The following is an 18078-nucleotide window of genomic DNA, read 5'->3' as shown; positions in this document are numbered from 1 at the left end:
CCTTGCGGACAGGCGCAGTCTGGATGCTGCCTTACTTCTTGGCCGGACCGGCTGCGCCGCCGCCCTTGAAGTACTTGAAGAATTCCGAACTCGGATCGACTACCATCACGTCGCCCTTGTCCTTGAAGGTGGCGCGGTAGGCTTCCAGGCTACGGTAAAACTTGTAGAACTCCGGATTCTTGCCAAACGCTTCCGCATAGATCTGCGATGCCTTGGCGTCGCCCTCGCCGCGGATCTTCTCGGCTTCGCGGTACGCTTCGGCCAGGATCACGGTGCGCTGCTTGTCGGCGTCGGCGCGGATCTTCTCGGAGTCGGCCGAACCGGTCGAACGCAGCTCATTGGCCACGCGCACGCGCTCGGACTTCATGCGCTCGTACACGGAGTTGTTGATCTGCTCGACGTAGTCGACGCGTTTCAGGCGCACGTCGACGATTTCTACGCCGATGGCCTTGGCTTCGGCCGAAACCTTGGCGAGGATCGCTTCCATCACCTTGCCGCGCTGGCCCGAGATCACTTCGCGCACGGTGCGCTTGGTGATTTCATCGTTCAGCGCCGCCTTGACGATTTGCGACATGCGGTTGCGGGCCGGCTTTTCATCGCCGCCAAAGCTGCGGAAATACAGCCGCGGATCGGCGATGCGCCACTTCACGTAGGCGTCGACGAGGATGTTCTTCTTCTCGGCCGTGATGAAGCGTTCCGGCTCCGGCGTATCCAGGGTCAGGATGCGCTTGTCCAGGTACAGCACGTTCTGGAACGGCGGCGGCAGCTTGAAATACAGGCCCGGCGTGCTGATGACTTCCTTGACTTCGCCGAGGGCGAAGACGACCGCATACTTACGCTGGTCGACCACGAACACGGTCGAGGACAAGAGCATGATCGCGATAAAGCCCGCGATCAGGGCGGCTACGATACGGTTCATTAGCGGCTCTCCCGTTCACGCGAAGAGCGGCTGTCGCGGCGCGTATTGACTTCTACTGTCGGCATGGCTTCCTGTGGCAAAACGGTGTTGGCTGCGGGTGTCGCGGCAGCACGGGCGGCGGCAGCGGCGGCATCGGTGGCAGCCGTCTGGGCGATCAGCTTGTCGAGCGGCAGGTACAGCAGATTGCTGCCCGTCTTCGCGTCGACCATGACCTTGCTGGCACTGCTGAACACTTGCTGCATCGTTTCCAGGTACATGCGGTCGCGCGTGACGACCGGCGCCTTCTGGTACTCGACCAGCACCTGCTTGAAGCGCGAAGCATTACCGGCCGCGTTCTCGGTCACCATCGCGCTGTACGCTGCGGCTTCCTCCATCAGGCGGAATGCGGCGCCGCGCGCTTTTGGAATGACGTCGTTGGCGTAGGCCTGGCCTTCATTCTTCTGGCGTTCGCGGTCCTGGCCTGCCTTGACGGCATCGTCGAAGGCGGCTTGCACCTGCTCCGGCGGCTGCACGGCCTGCATCGTCACGTTGGTGATGACGGCGCCGACCTTGTAGCGGTCGAGAATCTGCTGCATCAGCTGCTGCGTATCGTACGCCACTTTTTCGCGCCCTTCGTACAGCACGAAGTCCATCTTGCTGCGGCCGACCACTTCGCGGATCGCCGTTTCGGCGACCTGGCGCAAGGTGTCTTCCTGGTCGCGCGTGTTGAACAGCCACGCCACGGGGTCTTTCAGGGTGTACTGCACCGCGAACTGGATGTCGATGATGTTCTCATCGTCCGTCAGCATCAGCGACTCGCTGGCCTGCTTGTTGCGCAGCGACTGGCGATAACCCACTTCCACCGTGCGCACCTGCGACACGTTGACGGTTTCGTCGGTCTGGAACGGGTACGGCCAGCGCCAGTTGAAACCGGCCGGCGTGGTGTGGCTGTACTTGCCGAACGTGAGCACGACGCCATTCTGGCCCTCTTGCACGATGAAGGCGCCGCTGGCGAGCCAGATGAAGACGGCGATCACGCCGACCACGCCGGCGGTGATGCCGGCGCCCTTCATGTCGGGACGCGGGCCGCTGCCGCCGCCGTTGTTATTGCCGCCGTTGTCGGGACGGTTCTTCTGTCCGAAAAAGGTGTTCAGGCGCTGATTGAAATCGCGCCACAGCTGATCGAGGTCCGGCGGACCTTCGCCGGGCTTTTTGCCTTCTTGGGCTTTCTTGCCGTCGTCCTTGCGATTGCCCCAGCGGGGATCGTTCAGGGACAACTTCAAGCCTGTTTTTTTGAGTAGGGAGACAAGCATAACTATCGTGTTCCGACTTGGGAGTGGGTGGAAAACCTATCGTCCTCGCCAGGCTCTTCGTCCTGGTCCGGGGCGGCGCCATCGTGCTGGTCGTACTGACCGTCAAACTGATCTTCCTGCTGTGCTTCGCCTTGCTGATAGAGGTGAGCCGAACCGGGCGCCTTCCTGGCCATCTCGACAATGGCATCGCGCAGCAGGTCGAGACCGCTGCCCTTCTGCGCACTGACGAACACGCGACTGATCGTAGCATATTCGTCGCGCTCCACCGAAGGCTCCAGCCCGGCCGCATCGATCTTGTTCCACACGAGAATCTGCGGAATATGATCGGCGCCGATCTCTTTCAAGACCAGGTTGACCTGCTCGATCTGCTCCATGCGCACCGGCGACGCGGCGTCGACGACGTGCAGCAGCAGATCGGCATGGATGGTTTCTTCGAGCGTGGCGCGGAAAGCGGCCACCAGCTGATGGGGCAATTCGCGCACGAAGCCGACCGTGTCGGAGATCACCACATTGCCCACGTCCTGGCCCAGGTAAACCCGGCGCGAGGTGGTGTCCAGGGTGGCGAACAACTGGTCGGCCACATACACGCCGGCCTTGGTCACGGCATTGAACAGCGTCGACTTGCCGGCATTGGTATAGCCGACCAGGGACACCGAGAATGTGTGATTGCGGCCGCGCGCGCGGCGCTGCGTTTCGCGCTGCTTGTGCAGCTTTTCCAGGCGCGCGCGCAAGGCCTTGACGCGGTCGCCGATCAGCCGGCGGTCGGTCTCGAGCTGCGTCTCGCCGGGACCGCGCAAGCCGATACCGCCCTTTTGCCGCTCAAGGTGGGTCCAGCCGCGGATCAGGCGCGTGGCCAGATGCTGCAGCTGGGCCAGCTCGACTTGCAGCTTGCCCTCGTGGCTCTTGGCGCGCTGCGCGAAGATGTCGAGGATCAGGCTGGTACGGTCGAGCACGCGCACATTCAGGCGCTTTTCCAGATTGCGCTGCTGGGCAGGTGAAAGGGCGTGGTTGAAAATGACGATTTCCAGGCCATCGTTGACGACGGCGTCGCCAATTTCATCGGCCTTGCCGCTGCCGACGAAATACGCGGAATCGGGACTGGAACGCTTGGCCGTGATGGTGGAAATCGGGTCTGCGCCAGCCGAGCGCGACAACAGCATGAGTTCCTCCATGCTGGCGGCGAAGTCGCTGTGACCGAAGTCAACCCCGACTAGTGCCGCGCGCATGATGGCATCAGATAAGTTGCGGCGGACGCCGACGCCGATGCAAACGCATCAGCGCCGCTGGCGCGGACGGGGGCGATGGAGGGTGAAAGGCGCTGGGCCGTCAAGCTCAACGCTTTACTCCGCTTCAGATTCAATATTGAGATTGACGGCACGGGCCGGCACCACTGTCGAGATGGCATGCTTGTACACCATCTGTGTCACCGTATTGCGCAGCAATACGACATATTGATCGAACGATTCGATATGGCCCTGCAATTTAATGCCATTGACCAGGTAGATCGAGACAGGAACATGCTCTTTGCGTAATGCATTGAGGAATGGGTCTTGTAACAGTTGCCCTTTGTTGCTCATAACAGCTCCGTTGTTTATGTTGTTGTGTAAGAATTGGAGGCGACTCGCTTGATTTCAAGTGCTCTCACACCTTTCAAAGAGAGAAAGATGCTTCATAGCTACTGTAACCTGTTTTCGCGATCGCTGTCGCGCATGGCGCATTAACACTTTATTATTTCCGTGCAAGAGCCATTGAATTGGCTGTCGGCGCCGCATTATCTCTGCGGCGCCTTAATTGATACTTAATCCAGCACAATACTCAGCGTAATTTTACTTGCTTGGCGTGCGTGCAAACGGGTTTTTACCCGTGCGCAGTTCAATGCGCAGCGGCGTGCCGACCAGAGCAAACGTATCGCGGAAATGTTTTTCCAGATAGCGCTTGTATGGATCGCCAACGGCGTCGAGTGCATTGCCGTGAATAACGATCACAGGCGGGTTCATGCCGCCCTGGTGGGCGTAGCGCAGCTTCGGACGAATCGAGCCCTTGCGGCGCGGTTCCTGCTTCTCCACGGCCTCGATCAGGGCGCGCGTCAGCTTCGGCGTCGACAGGTCGCACATGGCGGCTGCATACGCCGCATTAAGCGACTTCATCAGCGGACCGATGTTGGTGCCCTTCAGCGCCGAAATGAAATGCATCTGCGCAAACGACAGGAAATCGAGCTTGCGGTCGATATCGATCTTGATTTCATCGCGCTGGTGCGATTGCAAGCCATCCCATTTGTTCACGGCCACCACCAGTGCGCGGCCCGATTCCAGGATGAAGCCGGCGATATGCGCGTCCTGCTCGGAAATATCCTGCTGCGCGTCGAGCATCAGCACGACCACGTTGGCTTCGGAAATCGACTGCAGGGTTTTCACCACCGAGAATTTCTCGATCGCTTCAAACACCTTGCCGCGGCGGCGGATACCGGCCGTGTCGATCAAGGTGTATTGCTGGCCATCGCGCTCGAACGGGATTTCGATCGAATCGCGCGTCGTGCCCGGCATGTCGAAGGCGATCACGCGCTCTTCGCCCAGCAAGGTGTTGATCAAGGTCGACTTGCCCACGTTCGGACGGCCGACGAGGGCGATCTTGATGCCGCGGTCCGTCTTTTCCAGCTCTTCCGGCTCATCCGGACGCTGCGCGAACGCCAGGTCCAGCATCACTTCGACGAGGTCGTTGACGCCGTCGCCGTGCGCCGACGAGATCGCATACGGATCGCCCATGCCCAATTCATAGAATTCGGACACGACGGCCGTATAGCGCATGCCTTCGCTCTTGTTGACCACCAGCAAGACCGGGCGGCCGCTCTTGCGCAGGAAGTCCACGATGGTCTTGTCATGCGGGGTCAGGCCCTGGCGGCCGTCCACGATGAACACCACCACGTCGGCCTCGGCCACGGCCTGCTTGGTCTGCAGTGCCATCTGGTGCATGATGCCTTCCTTGGCGACGGGTTCAAAACCACCCGTATCGATGACCAGGAAGGGACGTTCGCCGACACGGCCTTCGCCATAGTGACGATCGCGCGTCAACCCAGGCAAATCCGCCACCAGCGCATCGCGCGAGCGGGTCAGACGATTGAATAAAGTCGATTTCCCAACATTGGGTCGACCTACTAGTGCAATTACCGGCTTCATTGTATTACTCGACCGCGAGAGCGGTCACTGTCCCTGATTGGGTTTGAAAAATCAAATTCGAACCGGCAACAACGGGAGCCGAAACAATCGGACTGCCGTCGGTACTGACCCGACCTATTAATGCGCCATCTTCCCGTGACAGGAAGTGGATATAACCTTGATAGTCACCGACGGCGACGCTGCGGCCAAACGAGGCCGGCGTCGACAGGCGGCGGCGCGCCAGCGCCTCATTCTTCCAGGCGCTCTGGCCGCCTTCGCGGCTGAACGCCACCACGGCGCCCTGGGCGTCTGCTGCAAACACGAAACGCTGGTCGACGGCCACGCCCACATCGGACGAGATCGGCTTGGTCCAGCGCGGCACGCCCGTGGCGGCATCGAAGCAGCCGGCCTTGCCCTGGTACGTGACGGTGCACACTTCACCTTCGAACACCACCGGCGTGCCGGCGATGTCGGAGACGCGCTCCAGTTCGGTTGCGCCGCGCGGTTCGCTGACGACGATCTCCCAGCGTACCACACCGGTGGCGGCCGTCAGTGCCAGCAGCTTGCCGCCCGGCTGGGCCACATACACGTTCGCGCCGCCCAGCACCATGCCCGGCGCATTGCGCAGGGTCAGTGCCGGCGTGGCGCGCTGCACCGTCCACTTGCGTTCGCCCGTCTTGGCGTCGAAGCCGACGATGCGGTTGTCCACGCTGCGCACCACGACCACGCCCTGGCCCACGACAGGCGGCGTCAGCACTTCGCTGGACGCCTGCGCCTTCCACAGCTGCTTGCCATCGGCATCGAAGGCCAGCACGGCGCCCTTGGCGGCGCCCACGGCCACCAGCGTGCCATCGCTGCCGGCGCTCGAGGTGATGTCGCTGCCCGCCTTGATGCGCCACGTTTCACGGCCGCTGGCCGCATCCAGGCGCGCCAGCGCGCCATCGGCATTGACCACGTACAGGCTGTTGCCGGCCAGCGCAGGCGTAAACGCGTACACGCCGGCCTTGCCGATCGAATACTTCCAGGCGTCGCGCACGGCGATGCTCGATTTTAACTCGACCAGCTTGGCCGGCTCGACTTTCGGATCTTTCGAGGCGAACGGGTTCCACGACGAGCAACCGGCCATCAGGGCCAACAGACTTGCAGCTACCAGCTTTTCAGTGACACGCATAAGTGTTATCCAACCTTTTTCTTGTACTTGTAAGGGCAAGGCCGGCGGCGCAACACGCCGCGCGGCCGAACCATCAGTGTTCCTGTCAGGCGGCAGCCTTGTCAGCCTTGGCCTTGTCTTCCGGTACCGTACCGCCGATCGCTTCCAGTTTGACCTGGATCAATTGACGGCCTGGATTGTTCTTGTCCGTCGCGGCCAGCGCAGCCAGGTAGGCCGTGCGTGCCTCGGCCAGCTTGTTTTGCGCCACCAGCACGTCGCCCTTGCGGTCGGCCACGGCGCCGGCAAATTGCGCCACGGTCGCCGTCGCCAGCACTTTCAGTGCTTCATCGTAGGCTTTTTCGTCCAGCAGGACGCCGGCCAGGCGCAGCTTGGCGATGGCCTTGTACTCTTCCGTGCCGTGCTCGGCGACCCATTGCAGCTGGGTCTTGGCCGTTTTCAGGTCATTCGCGTCGAACGCCACCTTGGCTGCCGACAAGGCGCTCATCTGCGCATACGCCGTGCCGCTGAAACGCGATTGCATGTCGCCGGCCGCGCGCATCACCTTGGCCGTATCCTTGGCGGCGATGGCGTTCTGCAGTTCGTCGTACAGCTGGCCCGCTTGCGCAGCCTGCGTGCGCTGGTAGTACTGCCAGCCGGCCCAGCCGCTGTAGCCTGCCAGCGCCACGATCAGGACCCAGGAGGTCAGATTGCCATTGCGCTGCCACCAGGCCTTGAGGGTTGCCAGTTGTTCTTGTTCTTCGTGATCGTATGCCATGGGTCGTCAGTTTGAATGAGTAGTTGATCGAGGGTACAACGGTCTTGCTGCAAATCAGTGGTGGTGATGCACGTGGCCGCCAGGACCGTGGTCATGGCCGCAATCGTGGTCACCGATGATCTGGTCCACCACGTAGTCGACGACATCGTCGAACGGCACCGTGTTCTGCTGCGCGCCCGCATCGGCTTCGCGCATGGCTTTCACCGTGGCCACATTGTTGGCGATTTCATCGTCGCCCATGATCACGGCAAACGCCGCGCCGCTGGCATCGGCCTTTTTCATTTGCGTCTTGAAGCTGCCGCCACCGTTGCTCGCTGCGCAATGTAGCACAACGTCGAGGCCCGCATCGCGAATCCGCTCGGCCAGCACGAAGGCTTGCAAGCCTGCCTGCTCGCCCTGGTGCACCAGGTAGACGTCGCACTGGGCCGGGGCTTCCGGTTCGGCCGCGTCCTTCATCAGCAGCACCAGGCGTTCCACACCCATGCCGAAACCGACGGCCGGCGTCGATTTGCCGCCGAACATTTCCACCATGCCGTCATAGCGGCCGCCGGCGCAGACCGTGCCTTGCGCGCCCAGCTTGTCGCTGACCCACTCGAACACGGTGCGGTTGTAGTAATCGAGGCCGCGCACCAGGCGTGGATTGATGGTGAACGGAATATTGTTGTGGTTCAAGATCTTCTGCACGCCGTGGAAGTGGGCCAGCGATTCCTCGCCCAGGTAGTCCAGCAGCTTCGGCGCGCCATTGACCAGGTCCTGCATGGCCGGGTTCTTGGTGTCCAGGATGCGCAGCGGATTGCTGTGCAGGCGGCGCTTGGCTTCTTCATCCAGCAGCTCGCTGTGGCTTTCCAGGTAGGCGATCAGGTCGGCGCGGTGGCGCAGGCGCTCGGCCGCGTCGCCGATCGAATTCAGTTCCAGGCGGATGCCTTCCAGGCCCAGGTCGTCCCACAGGCGGCGCGACAGCATGATGATTTCCGCGTCGATATCGGGGCCCGTGAAACCGATGGCTTCCACGCCGAACTGGTGGAACTGGCGGTAGCGGCCTTTTTGCGGGCGCTCGTGGCGGAACATCTGGCCCTTGTACCACAGGCGTTTCGGACCTTCGTAGACGAGGTTGTGCTCGACCACGGCGCGCACCACGCCGGCCGTGCCTTCAGGACGCAGGGTCAGGTTGTCACCGTTCATCGAATCGGTGAACGAGTACATTTCCTTTTCCACGATATCGGTCACGGCGCCGATGGCGCGCGCAAACAATTTCGTTTCTTCCACGATCGGCGTGCGGATCTGCTGGAAGCCATAGCTTTGCAACACGGACTGCGCCGTGTTTTCAAACAATTCCCACAGCGGGGCGTCGGCGGGCAGCACGTCATTCATGCCTTTCACCGCGGTAATTTTATCGAATTTCTTATTTTCGGACATAGTGTTCTTCTTTGCTTTTGATCGGATCAGGCTCAGGCGGCAACCGTTTTTCCGTAGTGACTCTTTACATAATTCAAGACGATGTCCTGGAATTCCTCGACGATGCGTTCGCCGCGCAGGGTGACGACTTTTTCGCCGTCCACAAACACGGGCGCGGCCGGCGACTCGCCCGTGCCGGGCAGGCTGATGCCGATGTTCGCATGCTTCGATTCGCCGGGACCGTTGACGATGCAGCCCATGACGGCCACGTTCATCGCTTCCACGCCCGGATACGACTTTTTCCACTCCGGCATCTGCTCGCGCAGATACGTCTGGATATTGTCGGCCAGTTCCTGGAAGGTGGTCGACGTCGTGCGGCCGCAGCCTGGGCAGGCGATCACCATGGGCGCGAACTTGCGCAAGCCCATGGTTTGCAAGATTTCCTGGCCGACGATCACTTCGCGCGTACGGTCGCCGCCCGGTTCCGGGGTGAGCGAAATGCGGATGGTGTCGCCGATGCCTTCCTGCAGCAAGACGGCCAGGGCCGCGGTGGACGCCACGATGCCCTTGCTGCCCATGCCCGCTTCCGTCAAGCCCAGGTGCAGCGGATAGTCGCAGCGCTGGGCCAGCTCGCGGTACACGGCGATCAGGTCCTGCACGCCGGAGACTTTACAGGACAGGATGATCTTGTCGCGGGCCAGGCCCAGCTCTTCCGCACGCACGGCGTTTTCAATGGCCGACGTTACCAGCGCTTCATACATGACGGCTTGCGCCGGCCACGGTTCGGCACGGCCCGCGTTTTCATCCATGATGCGCGCCAGCAAGGCCTGGTCCAGGCTGCCCCAGTTCACGCCGATGCGCACCGGTTTGTCGTAGCGGCACGCCGCTTCGATCATTTGCGCAAATTGCGTGTCGCGCTTGGCGCCCTTGCCCACGTTGCCCGGATTGATGCGGTACTTCGACAGCGCGCGCGCGCAATCGGGGTAATCGTTGAGCAGGGTGTGACCGTTATAGTGGAAATCGCCCACCAGCGGCACGTCGATATCCATCTTGTCGAGCTGCTCGCGGATGTAGGGCACGGCCGCGGCCGCTTCCGGACGGTCCACCGTCAGGCGCACCAGTTCCGAACCGGCACGCGCCAGTTCCTTGATCTGGATCGCCGTGCCGATGGCATCGGCCGTATCCGTGTTCGTCATCGACTGCACCACCACGGGGGCGTCGCCGCCCACCCAGATCTGGCGCTGGCCGTGCGCGATCAGCACCTTGCGGCTGTCGCGCCGGCCGGATGGACCGGAGCCGATCGCTGTTTTCGAGGTAGCCATAATATTATCTTCTGAGTTTGCTTGAACTGGTTGCCTGATGTACTGGATGCTTATTTGATGCTCACGCGCGAGATCGTGCCGCCGGCAACGGTCGGCAGATCCAGCTTGGCGCCGCGCAAGGTTGCCTGCACGACACCCGGCTTGCCCACCACCAGGGTGGCCGGGCCCGTGATATCGAACGTTTCCGTGCTGCCCGCCTTGACCATGCGCGAAATCAGCGGCGTGGTGCCAGGGCGGCGAATTTCCACCCACGAATCCTGCTCCACCTTCAGCACCAGCGCATTGGCGCCCACGGCTGCGGCGGCAACGGGCGGCGCAACGGCAGCCGTCGCCGCTGGCGCGGGCGCCGGAACGGCGGCTGGCAGCACGGCGGCCACGGCCGGCGCCGACGCGGCGTTGGCGGCCGGTGCGCCCGTCTGCGTGTCGTTGCCTGGCGGCGGCGGCACGGAAATCAGGGGCACGGATGGCGTCTGCACGGGCGTCAAGTCCTGGCCCGGCTTGATCAGGGTCGTTTCCACCGGACCCACGTCCGCATGTGCCGTTTCTTTCTCCGCGTGCGAAGACAGCAGGCTGGCCGGCACATAGCCGAGTTTATACGCCCCAAAGGCGGCGGCCACAACGACGGCCACGGCGCCGGCGATCCAGAGGGGAGTCTGGTTCGACGAACGCTGCGTCATCGACGGGAAGCGCGATTCGGAAAACGTGGCGGAAATCTCGCGCCGCACGGGCGCGGCCGGGTCTTGCGCCGGCGCCGGATGGACTTCGATCATGGCCACCAGCGGCGCCGCGTCGAGACGCACCACCTTGGCATAGGCGCGCACGAAACCGCGCACCACGGCCACGTTCGGCAAGGCCGCCATGTCGCCCTCTTCCAGCGCGATCACCTGGCGTGGCGCCAGCTTGAGCTGGTCGGCCACCTGTTCCACGGGCCAGCCCAGCGCTTCGCGCTGCGCCTTCAACTGTGCGCCTGCCAACGCAAGATTGCCCTGGGGCTGCTGCTGAGGCGTTTCTGCCCACTCTGAATTCATTGGTATCCCTGTCTCACTCATCAAACGCCCCATTTTGATAAGCAGCATATTCGGGGGAGCCGGAATGGTGGTTGCGCAAATGCGCCCCCAGGCCAGCTTCCGCACCCGCATCCCCGAGCTTATGCTGCACCTTGATCCCGAGCCACAGCACATCGGCCGTCTGGCTCTCCATTGTTGCTATCCTGCCCAGCCGCTGCAAATAATAAGCCGCCTGCCGGTAGTCTTGCTGTTGGTAATACACGCGCACCAGGCCGGCATTCGTTACTGCTACGTCCGGTGCGATTCGTACCGCGCGCATCAAGTACGCGCCGGCACGCGGGTAATCATTCAGGGCCAGGCTGCAAGCGCCCCCATTGTTGAGCGCTTTTTCCGGCGACACATACGCCGCATCGGCCAGCGCCGCATCGAAATACGCCAGCGATTGCGCGGCGCGTCCCGTCTGGCACAAAAACAGGCCGTAATTATTGCTCAACTCAGGATTGTGGGGCGCAAGGCGCAAAGCGTAAAGGAAATCTTTCTCGGCAGGCCCAGTTTGCCGCTGGGCCGCAAGGATCAGGGCACGCACGCCATAGGCTTGCGCGTCGTTCGGCGCCAGCTGCACGGCTTGTTCCGCCTCCGCCAGGGCCACGTCGAGCTGGCCTTGCGCATAATACGCGCTGGCCAGCTGCAGGCGCAGCGCGGCGCGCTCATCGGCGCTTGCCTGCCCGTCCTGGCCAGCGGCCGCAGCGCGGCCCGCGGCAGGAGCGGAAGCACAGCCGACCAGCAGCACAGCCAGGCAGACAGCGGCCACAGCGAGCGAGCGTTGGTAAGCCATGCCTTCCCTCATCAGGAGCGGATTTCCACGATCTTGCCGAAATTGGCGCCAAATTTCTGTTGATACTCAGTCATCTTTTCCATGCGTTCCTGCACCCGCGTGCGGTCCTTGACTTCGCCCGCCAGCTGGCCGCAGGCCGCATCGATATCGTCGCCGCGCGTCTTGCGCACGGTGGTGATGATGCCGCCATCCATGAGCACCTGGGCAAACGCCTTGATGCGCGGGTTTTTCGAGCGGAACAGGCCCGACTCGGGGAAGGGATTGAACGGGATCAGGTTGAACTTGCAGTTCACGCCAAACTCGCGGTCTTGTACCAGCGCCAGCAGTTCGCGCGCGTGCTCGTCGCTGTCGTTGACGCCATCGAGCATGCAGTATTCGAAGGTGATGAAGTCGCGCGGGGCGAATTCCAGGTAGCGCTTGCAGGCCGCCATCAATTCCTTCAGCGGGTATTTCTTGTTCAGTGGAATCAAACCATCGCGCAAGGTATCGTTCGAGGCGTGCAGCGAAACGGCCAGGGCCACCGGCACTTCCTGCGACAGCTTGTCCATCATCGGCACCACGCCCGAAGTCGACAAGGTCACGCGGCGGCGCGACAGGCCGTAAGCGTTGTCGTCGAGCATCAATTTCAGGGCCGTGACGGTCGGCTCAAAGTTCAGCAGGGGCTCGCCCATGCCCATCATCACCACGTTGGTGATCTGGCGCTCGCCTTTCGGGCCCGGTTCGATGCCCTTGGTGCGGCGCAATTCGAATTCCGCCATCCACAGCTGGCCGATGATTTCGCCAACGCTGAGGTTGCGGTTGAAGCCTTGCTTGCCCGTCGAGCAGAAACGGCAGTTCACGGCGCAGCCGGCCTGGGTCGAGATGCACAGGGTGCCGCGGTTGTCTTCCGGAATAAACACGGTTTCCACGGCATTGCCATTGCCCACGTCGACCAGCCACTTGCGCGTGCCATCCGTCGACGTATGGTCGCTGATGATGGCCGGGGCGCGCACTTCGGCGCGCGTGGCCAGCTTGTCGCGCAGCGACTTGGCCAGGTCCGTCATGGCGTCGAAATCGGAAGCGCCGAACTGGTGTATCCAACGTTGCAATTGTTTCGCACGAAACGGTTTCTCTCCCAACTCGGCGCAGTAGGCGATGAGTTGCGCGGGATCGAGGTCCAGCAAGTTGGTGAGGGTCGTCGTATTCATGATCATGTCTATTCTAAAAATCCGTCCCCGCGCGCATCAGGGGCAAAGCACCACAGCGCAGCGGGAACAGGGGGTGATAAGTTATTTCACAGATAACGCCAGGAAATAACGTTATCTAAGGCAATTAAGCCTTCAGTTCTGGGAAGAAGTAAGCGATTTCCACTTTAGCAGCTTCGACAGCGTCGGAGCCGTGTACGGCGTTGGCGTCGATCGAATCGGCGAAATCGGCGCGGATCGTGCCTTTTTCTGCTTTCTTCGGATCGGTCGCGCCCATCAGGTCACGGTGGGCCAGAACGGCGTTTTCGCCTTCCAGGGCTTGGATCATGACTGGACCGGAAACCATGAAGTCGACCAGATCCTTGAAGAAGCCGCGTTCTTTGTGCGCTGCGTAGAAGCCTTCGGCTTGTTCGCGCGACAGTTGGGTCATGCGTGCTGCAACGATTTTCAGGCCAGCGTTTTCAAAACGGGTGTAGATTTGACCGATTACGTTTTTTGCAACTGCGTCTGGTTTGATGATCGACAGGGTGCGTTCGATTGCCATGTGTGAAAACTCCAATAAAAAGAAAGGTTTAAAACGGTAAATTGATAACTCAATCAACCTTTGATTTTACCATACTCCACCCCATATCACCCAGACAGGCAGGTGGGCATCTTCTGCCCTTGCCTGAGTTTAATTAAATCTTAAGCTGGTTTTTTTGTAAAAACCGGGGTCCATGCTATCCTTGGGCAAAGTAGTAATTTGAATTGACAACACGGAGGCACTATGAATCAGAACATGCAACGCACCTTTGACCTGTCGGGAGGCATGCAGCAAGTCCGCCACCAGGTCTTGCGCAACACTTACTGGCTGCTGGCACTGTCCATGATACCGACCGTGCTGGGCGCCTTCATCGGCGTGCAAATGCATTTGCCGATGCTGACCGGCGGCATGGGTTTCATCATCTTCATGGCCGTCGCATTCGGCTTCATGTACGCGATTGAAAAGACCAAGAACTCGGGCCTGGGCGTCGCCGTCCTGCTGGGCTTTACCTTCTTCATGGGCCTGATGCTCACGCCTATCCTGACGCGCACGCTCGGCTATTCGAACGGCGGCATGCTGATCATGACGGCGTTCGGCGGCACGGCCACCATCCTGGCAGTCATGGCCACCATCGCCACGGTGTCGAAGCGCGACTTCTCGGCCATGGGCAAATGGCTGTTTGCCGGCGTGATCGTGCTGATCCTGGCATCGGTGGCAAACATCTTCCTGGGCCTGTCGGCACTGTCGATCGTGATCTCCATGGTCGCCATCGCCATCTTCTCGGCCTACATCCTGTATGACGTGCAGCAAATCATCAACGGCGGCGAGACCAACTACATCTCGGCCACCCTGCGCATCTACCTGGACGTGTACAACATCTTCACCAGCCTGCTGTCGCTGCTGGGTTTCGCTGGCGGCAGCCGCGACTAATCGCCAGCGCAAAAACGCCCAGGGCGGCGTTGCAGCGCCTCGCCGTACCAGTCGTACTGTCTTCGGCACTGCGCCTTGCCCTGAACGTTTTATGCACTGCGATTAAGAATCAAAAAGCCGACCCGCGGGTCGGCTTTTTTACGTCTGCAGCTTCACCTCACCTTTTCCGCCACCTCCAGCAGGCAGGCGCGGGCGCGGTCCAGGGTGGGGTTGTCGCGCTGGGCAGCGTAGACGGCATAGGCGGAATGCGAGAACTCGGGCGCGTCGCGCACGCGGTGCAGCAGGCCCGCATCGAGATAGGGCTGGGCCGAGCCGATACGGAAATAACTGGCGCCACCCACCTCCAGCAGGTACACGAGGGCCAGCGGTCCCAGCGAAATCGAGACGGGCGGACTGCTCAGCTCCGGGTACGTCGCCTGGTGATTGGCCGCAAAGCTGGGCCCCCAGTCCACGTACACGTAGGTATCGGCATGCATCTGCCCGTCGGCGCGCGTGGTCACCATCACCAGCTTTTCCTCGGCCAGCAGTTCGCTGGCCAGACCCGGGCGCTGCGGCGGGTTGTACAGCACGGCCAGGTCGAGCGAACCGTCGTGCACGGCGTCGAGCAGGCGCGCGGGACTGTCGACTTCCGCGCGCAGGGCGATCTCGGGGCAATCGCGGCTCATGCGTATCAGCCAGTCGCCCAGCAGCGGCTGCCACAAGCTCAGCTCGCAGCCGATGCTGACGGCATCGTCGCGCCCCGGCGGCAAGGCCACCTGGTGGCGCGCCCTTTCCCACACCTGCACCATGGTGGCCGCGTGGCGCATGAAGCGCTCGCCGGCCGACGTCAGCCGCGCGCCCGCCTTGTTGCGCACAAACAGCTGGCGCCCCAGCTGCTGCTCCAGGGTGCGGATGCGGGCGCTGACGGCCGTCTGCGTCACGTGCATGCGTTCGGCCGCCATGATGAAGCTGCCGCAGGAAGCCACTTCCAGGAAGGTACGCGCTTGATTGATGTCCATCAATCCATCATATCAGTTGCCGCGCCTCTCAACTGACCCGCTCGTAACCGCCCAGCACGCCCTGCTTCGACAAGACCCATTGCCACAGCTGCAAGTCGCGCGCGCGGAAGGCACCCGCGCAGGACAGCAGGTAGTACGACCACATGCGGTGGAAGCGCTCGCCCAGCTGGGCGGAAAACTGCGGCCACGCCTGCTCGAAATTGGCATGCCAGGCCATCAGGGTCTTGTCGTAGTCGGCGCCGAAGTTGTGCAGGTCCTCGGCCACGAACAGGTCATCCATGGCGTCGCCGATCTGCCCGATCGACGGCAGGTCGCCATTCGGGAAGATGTATTTGTCGATCCACGGATCGCACGTGGAATGGCGCTTGTTCTTGCCTATCGTGTGCAGCAGGAACAGGCCGTCGTCTTCCAGGCAGCGGTGCGCCACTTCCATGAAGGTGCGGTGGTTTTTATGCCCCACGTGCTCGAACATGCCGATGCTGACGATGCGGTCGAATTTCTCGTCCGTGTCGCGGTAATCCTGCAGGCGGAAGTCCAGGTGCTCGCCGCCCGGCAGGCTGCGCGCATACGCGGCCTGCTCTTTCGAGATCGTCACCCCCACGCACTGCACCTGGTAGTTTTCCGCCGCATAGCGCATGAAACTGCCCCAGCCGCAGCCGATGTCGAGCACGCGCATGCCCGGTTCCAGGCGCAGCTTGCGGCAGACGAGGTCCAGCTTGGCTTCCTGCGCCTCGGCCAGGTTGGCCGCATCCTTCCAGTAGCCGCAGGTATAGGTCATGCGCGGATCGAGCATGGCCGCATAGAAGGCGTTGCCCAGGTCGTAGTGTTCCTTGCCCACCATCCAGGCGCGGCGCTCCGTCTGCAGGTTGAACAGGCGCGCATACAGCGCGTGGAAGGCCAGGCGCATGGGGCGCACGTCGTCGGCCACCCGGGCGCGCAGCAGATGGCAAAAGAATTCGTCGAGCTGCTGCGCATCCCAGTCGCCATCCATGTACGCTTCGCCCAGGCCCAGGTTGCCGCTGGCAAAGGCGCGTTCGGGCACGCCCGGCTTGCGCAGCTGCATGTCCCAGGCGGCGCGGCCATTCAGGTGGATGTCGGCCCTGGCCAGCAGTTCGGCCGCTTCGCGGGTCAGCCGCGTGGCGTGCTGGCGTCCGGCGCCACTTGCCGGTGTCTGTTGCAACTGCATTCGTGCTTGTGTCGTGTGCTGCGTGTTCATGCCCTGCCGCCTCCAGATGGTTGTCGGTGCTGGCGCGCGCCGGCAAGTCATCAGGTGCCCGGCGGCGCACCAGCAATAAAATTATCCGCCCGCCATCGCCATCTGGATAATGAAACATCATGGCCGTTCATATCAAAATATTTGCTTCAAAATGATTTGAATCAATTATTCTATGGAAATATATGCAGCATGAAGCGTGCCGTAGCATGAAAAAAGCCGCCTGTACGGCGGCTGTTTCCGGCATGTTCGCCGCACTGGCGGCGGCAATCAAAAGTCGTGATTGGGCGGATACTTGCTGTAAAAATCGTTATCCCATTTGAAATTGGTAAACGCCACCGTCATGGAGATGTCGAGCGCCTCGACGAAATGCCAGCAGCCGACGGGCAAAAACAGGATTTCACCGGGCGCCAGCACGCATTCGCGCACCTGCACGTCGGCCATCAGCGGATAGCGCTGCAGGTCGATGTCGCGTCCGTCGACGGGCGTAAAGCAGTGGCGCTGGTTGTACACGCGCGCCACCTCGCAGGCGGCCATGATGCGCAGCCGCTTGCGCCCCTTGACCTGCGCCATGAAGTTGTTCGTCAGGTCGTGGTGAAACGGCGTCACCGTGCCGGCCGGACCGAACCATAGAAATCCCGTGGGGCCGCCATCCTGCCGCAGGTATTCGGGCAGCTGGCCGATATCGTCCCACAGCTCGCGCAAGGCTTGCCGGTTCTGCGAATTGTTATTCGCCGTCATGTAGAAATCGTTGGTGGCGCCGCTGCCCTCGACCAGGCTGGCGTACTCGCCAAAGGCCATCTTGCGCTTGTGCGCCACGCTGTTCATCTCGTACTGCGCGTCCGCCTCGCGGCCGAACTGCACTTCCACTTCGCGCTGCGCGTAATGCTCGCGGAAATACGCGGGACTCCATTTCGCCATGGCGGGCCAGTCATCCATCATGCCCGTGATGATCACGGGCTGGTTGGTGGAATAGTATTCGTCCAGAAATTGCTGCGCGGACAGCTTGTCGTGGCGCGGAATCTCGGGAGGACGCAGGTGGTTCAGCTTGCGCTGGATGTCGATCACCCAGTCGCGCTTGGCCAGCCGGTTCGACAGGCGCACGGCGCCGGCCAGGTAGGGGCTGTGCAGCGCCAGCTCCACTTCGCGGCGCGCCAGCGGCTCGGCGATGCCGGCCTTTTGCAGCACCGGCATCAGCGCCGATGGGTGGCTGCCCAGCATGAGGTTTTCCGCGATCCAGCTGCGCCATTCGCGGCTCAGCTCCTGCTCCTGCGTCTGCTGCTTGACTCCCAATGTCGATACCGCCGCCATCGCCGTCTCCTGTTTTTTATGTGATAAAGCAGCCGGGCAGCAATGCCGCCCGGCTTCATCCTACTCTAGCGC

The 18078-nt window shown here is 61.9% G+C and carries 17 protein-coding genes; 1 reads left to right on the top strand and 16 read right to left on the bottom strand.

What is annotated here, in order from left to right; genetic code table 11:
* Positions 1-31 precede the first annotated feature (31 nt).
* From hflC to ndk, 13 genes are all read right to left on the bottom strand, one after another.
* Positions 32-919: a protease modulator HflC gene (hflC, locus tag VPH41_RS06480; protein ID WP_099667091.1), complete on the bottom strand. Its 888-nt coding sequence runs from the start codon at positions 917-919 to the stop codon at positions 32-34.
* The gene (gene hflK / locus VPH41_RS06475; RefSeq protein ID WP_328569338.1) at positions 919-2211 is read right to left on the bottom strand and encodes an FtsH protease activity modulator HflK; all 1293 of its coding nucleotides are present in this window, start codon (positions 2209-2211) and stop codon (positions 919-921) included. Before hflK ends, hflC begins: the two co-directional genes overlap by 1 nt.
* A 2-nt stretch (positions 2212-2213) precedes the next feature.
* Positions 2214-3437: a GTPase HflX gene (gene hflX, locus VPH41_RS06470; RefSeq protein ID WP_328569337.1), complete on the bottom strand. Its 1224-nt coding sequence runs from the start codon at positions 3435-3437 to the stop codon at positions 2214-2216.
* A 114-nt stretch (positions 3438-3551) separates the two neighbouring features.
* The gene (gene hfq / locus VPH41_RS06465) at positions 3552-3788 is read right to left on the bottom strand and encodes an RNA chaperone Hfq (protein WP_008450615.1); all 237 of its coding nucleotides are present in this window, start codon (positions 3786-3788) and stop codon (positions 3552-3554) included.
* A 249-nt stretch (positions 3789-4037) separates the two neighbouring features.
* The gene (gene der, locus VPH41_RS06460; RefSeq protein WP_070221915.1) at positions 4038-5384 is read right to left on the bottom strand and encodes a ribosome biogenesis GTPase Der; all 1347 of its coding nucleotides are present in this window, start codon (positions 5382-5384) and stop codon (positions 4038-4040) included.
* A gap of 4 nt (positions 5385-5388) precedes the next feature.
* Positions 5389-6534, bottom strand: a complete 1146-nt coding sequence (gene bamB, locus VPH41_RS06455; RefSeq protein ID WP_287778820.1) for an outer membrane protein assembly factor BamB — start codon at positions 6532-6534, stop codon at positions 5389-5391.
* A gap of 85 nt (positions 6535-6619) precedes the next feature.
* Positions 6620-7288: a tetratricopeptide repeat protein gene (locus VPH41_RS06450; RefSeq protein WP_152281112.1), complete on the bottom strand. Its 669-nt coding sequence runs from the start codon at positions 7286-7288 to the stop codon at positions 6620-6622.
* 54 nt (positions 7289-7342) lie between these two features.
* Positions 7343-8704 carry a histidine--tRNA ligase gene (hisS, locus tag VPH41_RS06445; protein WP_099667087.1) on the bottom strand — a complete coding sequence of 454 codons (1362 nt, stop codon included), beginning with the start codon at positions 8702-8704 and terminating at the stop codon, positions 7343-7345.
* A gap of 32 nt (positions 8705-8736) precedes the next feature.
* Positions 8737-10005 (bottom strand): flavodoxin-dependent (E)-4-hydroxy-3-methylbut-2-enyl-diphosphate synthase, encoded by a 1269-nt coding sequence (gene ispG, locus VPH41_RS06440; RefSeq protein ID WP_152281113.1) that lies wholly within the window; start codon positions 10003-10005, stop codon positions 8737-8739.
* 50 nt (positions 10006-10055) lie between these two features.
* Entirely contained in the window at positions 10056-10979 is a 924-nt protein-coding gene (locus tag VPH41_RS06435; RefSeq protein WP_328569336.1) for a helix-turn-helix domain-containing protein, read from the bottom strand.
* 67 nt (positions 10980-11046) lie between these two features.
* Positions 11047-11847, bottom strand: a complete 801-nt coding sequence (gene pilW / locus VPH41_RS06430; protein WP_328569335.1) for a type IV pilus biogenesis/stability protein PilW — start codon at positions 11845-11847, stop codon at positions 11047-11049.
* Positions 11848-11858: 11 nt separating this feature from the next.
* Positions 11859-13034 (bottom strand): 23S rRNA (adenine(2503)-C(2))-methyltransferase RlmN, encoded by a 1176-nt coding sequence (gene rlmN / locus VPH41_RS06425; RefSeq protein ID WP_071326298.1) that lies wholly within the window; start codon positions 13032-13034, stop codon positions 11859-11861.
* Between the two features lie 124 nt (positions 13035-13158).
* A complete protein-coding gene (gene ndk, locus VPH41_RS06420; RefSeq protein ID WP_070223377.1) occupies positions 13159-13575 on the bottom strand; it encodes a nucleoside-diphosphate kinase in 417 nt (138 codons plus the stop codon).
* A 222-nt stretch (positions 13576-13797) separates the two neighbouring features.
* On the opposite strand from ndk, the gene VPH41_RS06415 reads away from it, so the two are divergent.
* Complete coding sequence (locus tag VPH41_RS06415; RefSeq protein ID WP_034752039.1) at positions 13798-14484, top strand: Bax inhibitor-1/YccA family protein; 687 nt, start codon at positions 13798-13800, stop codon at positions 14482-14484.
* Between the two features lie 152 nt (positions 14485-14636).
* Here VPH41_RS06415 and VPH41_RS06410 read toward each other — a convergent pair whose 3' ends face one another.
* The 3 genes from VPH41_RS06410 to VPH41_RS06400 form a co-directional block, all read right to left on the bottom strand.
* Positions 14637-15482, bottom strand: a complete 846-nt coding sequence (locus VPH41_RS06410; RefSeq protein ID WP_328569334.1) for a LysR family transcriptional regulator — start codon at positions 15480-15482, stop codon at positions 14637-14639.
* 28 nt (positions 15483-15510) lie between these two features.
* Positions 15511-16668 (bottom strand): cyclopropane fatty acyl phospholipid synthase, encoded by a 1158-nt coding sequence (gene cfa / locus VPH41_RS06405; RefSeq protein WP_442906236.1) that lies wholly within the window; start codon positions 16666-16668, stop codon positions 15511-15513.
* Positions 16669-16965: 297 nt separating this feature from the next.
* Positions 16966-18006: a cupin-like domain-containing protein gene (locus tag VPH41_RS06400; RefSeq protein ID WP_328569332.1), complete on the bottom strand. Its 1041-nt coding sequence runs from the start codon at positions 18004-18006 to the stop codon at positions 16966-16968.
* Positions 18007-18078: the final 72 nt, after the last annotated feature.

The sequence above is a fragment of the Janthinobacterium sp. P210006 genome (assembly GCF_036231885.1).
GTDB lineage: Bacteria > Pseudomonadota > Gammaproteobacteria > Burkholderiales > Burkholderiaceae_D > Janthinobacterium > Janthinobacterium violaceinigrum.
Note: the sequence above shows the minus strand (reverse complement) of the source record. Positions and strands in the feature narration are given on the sequence as shown.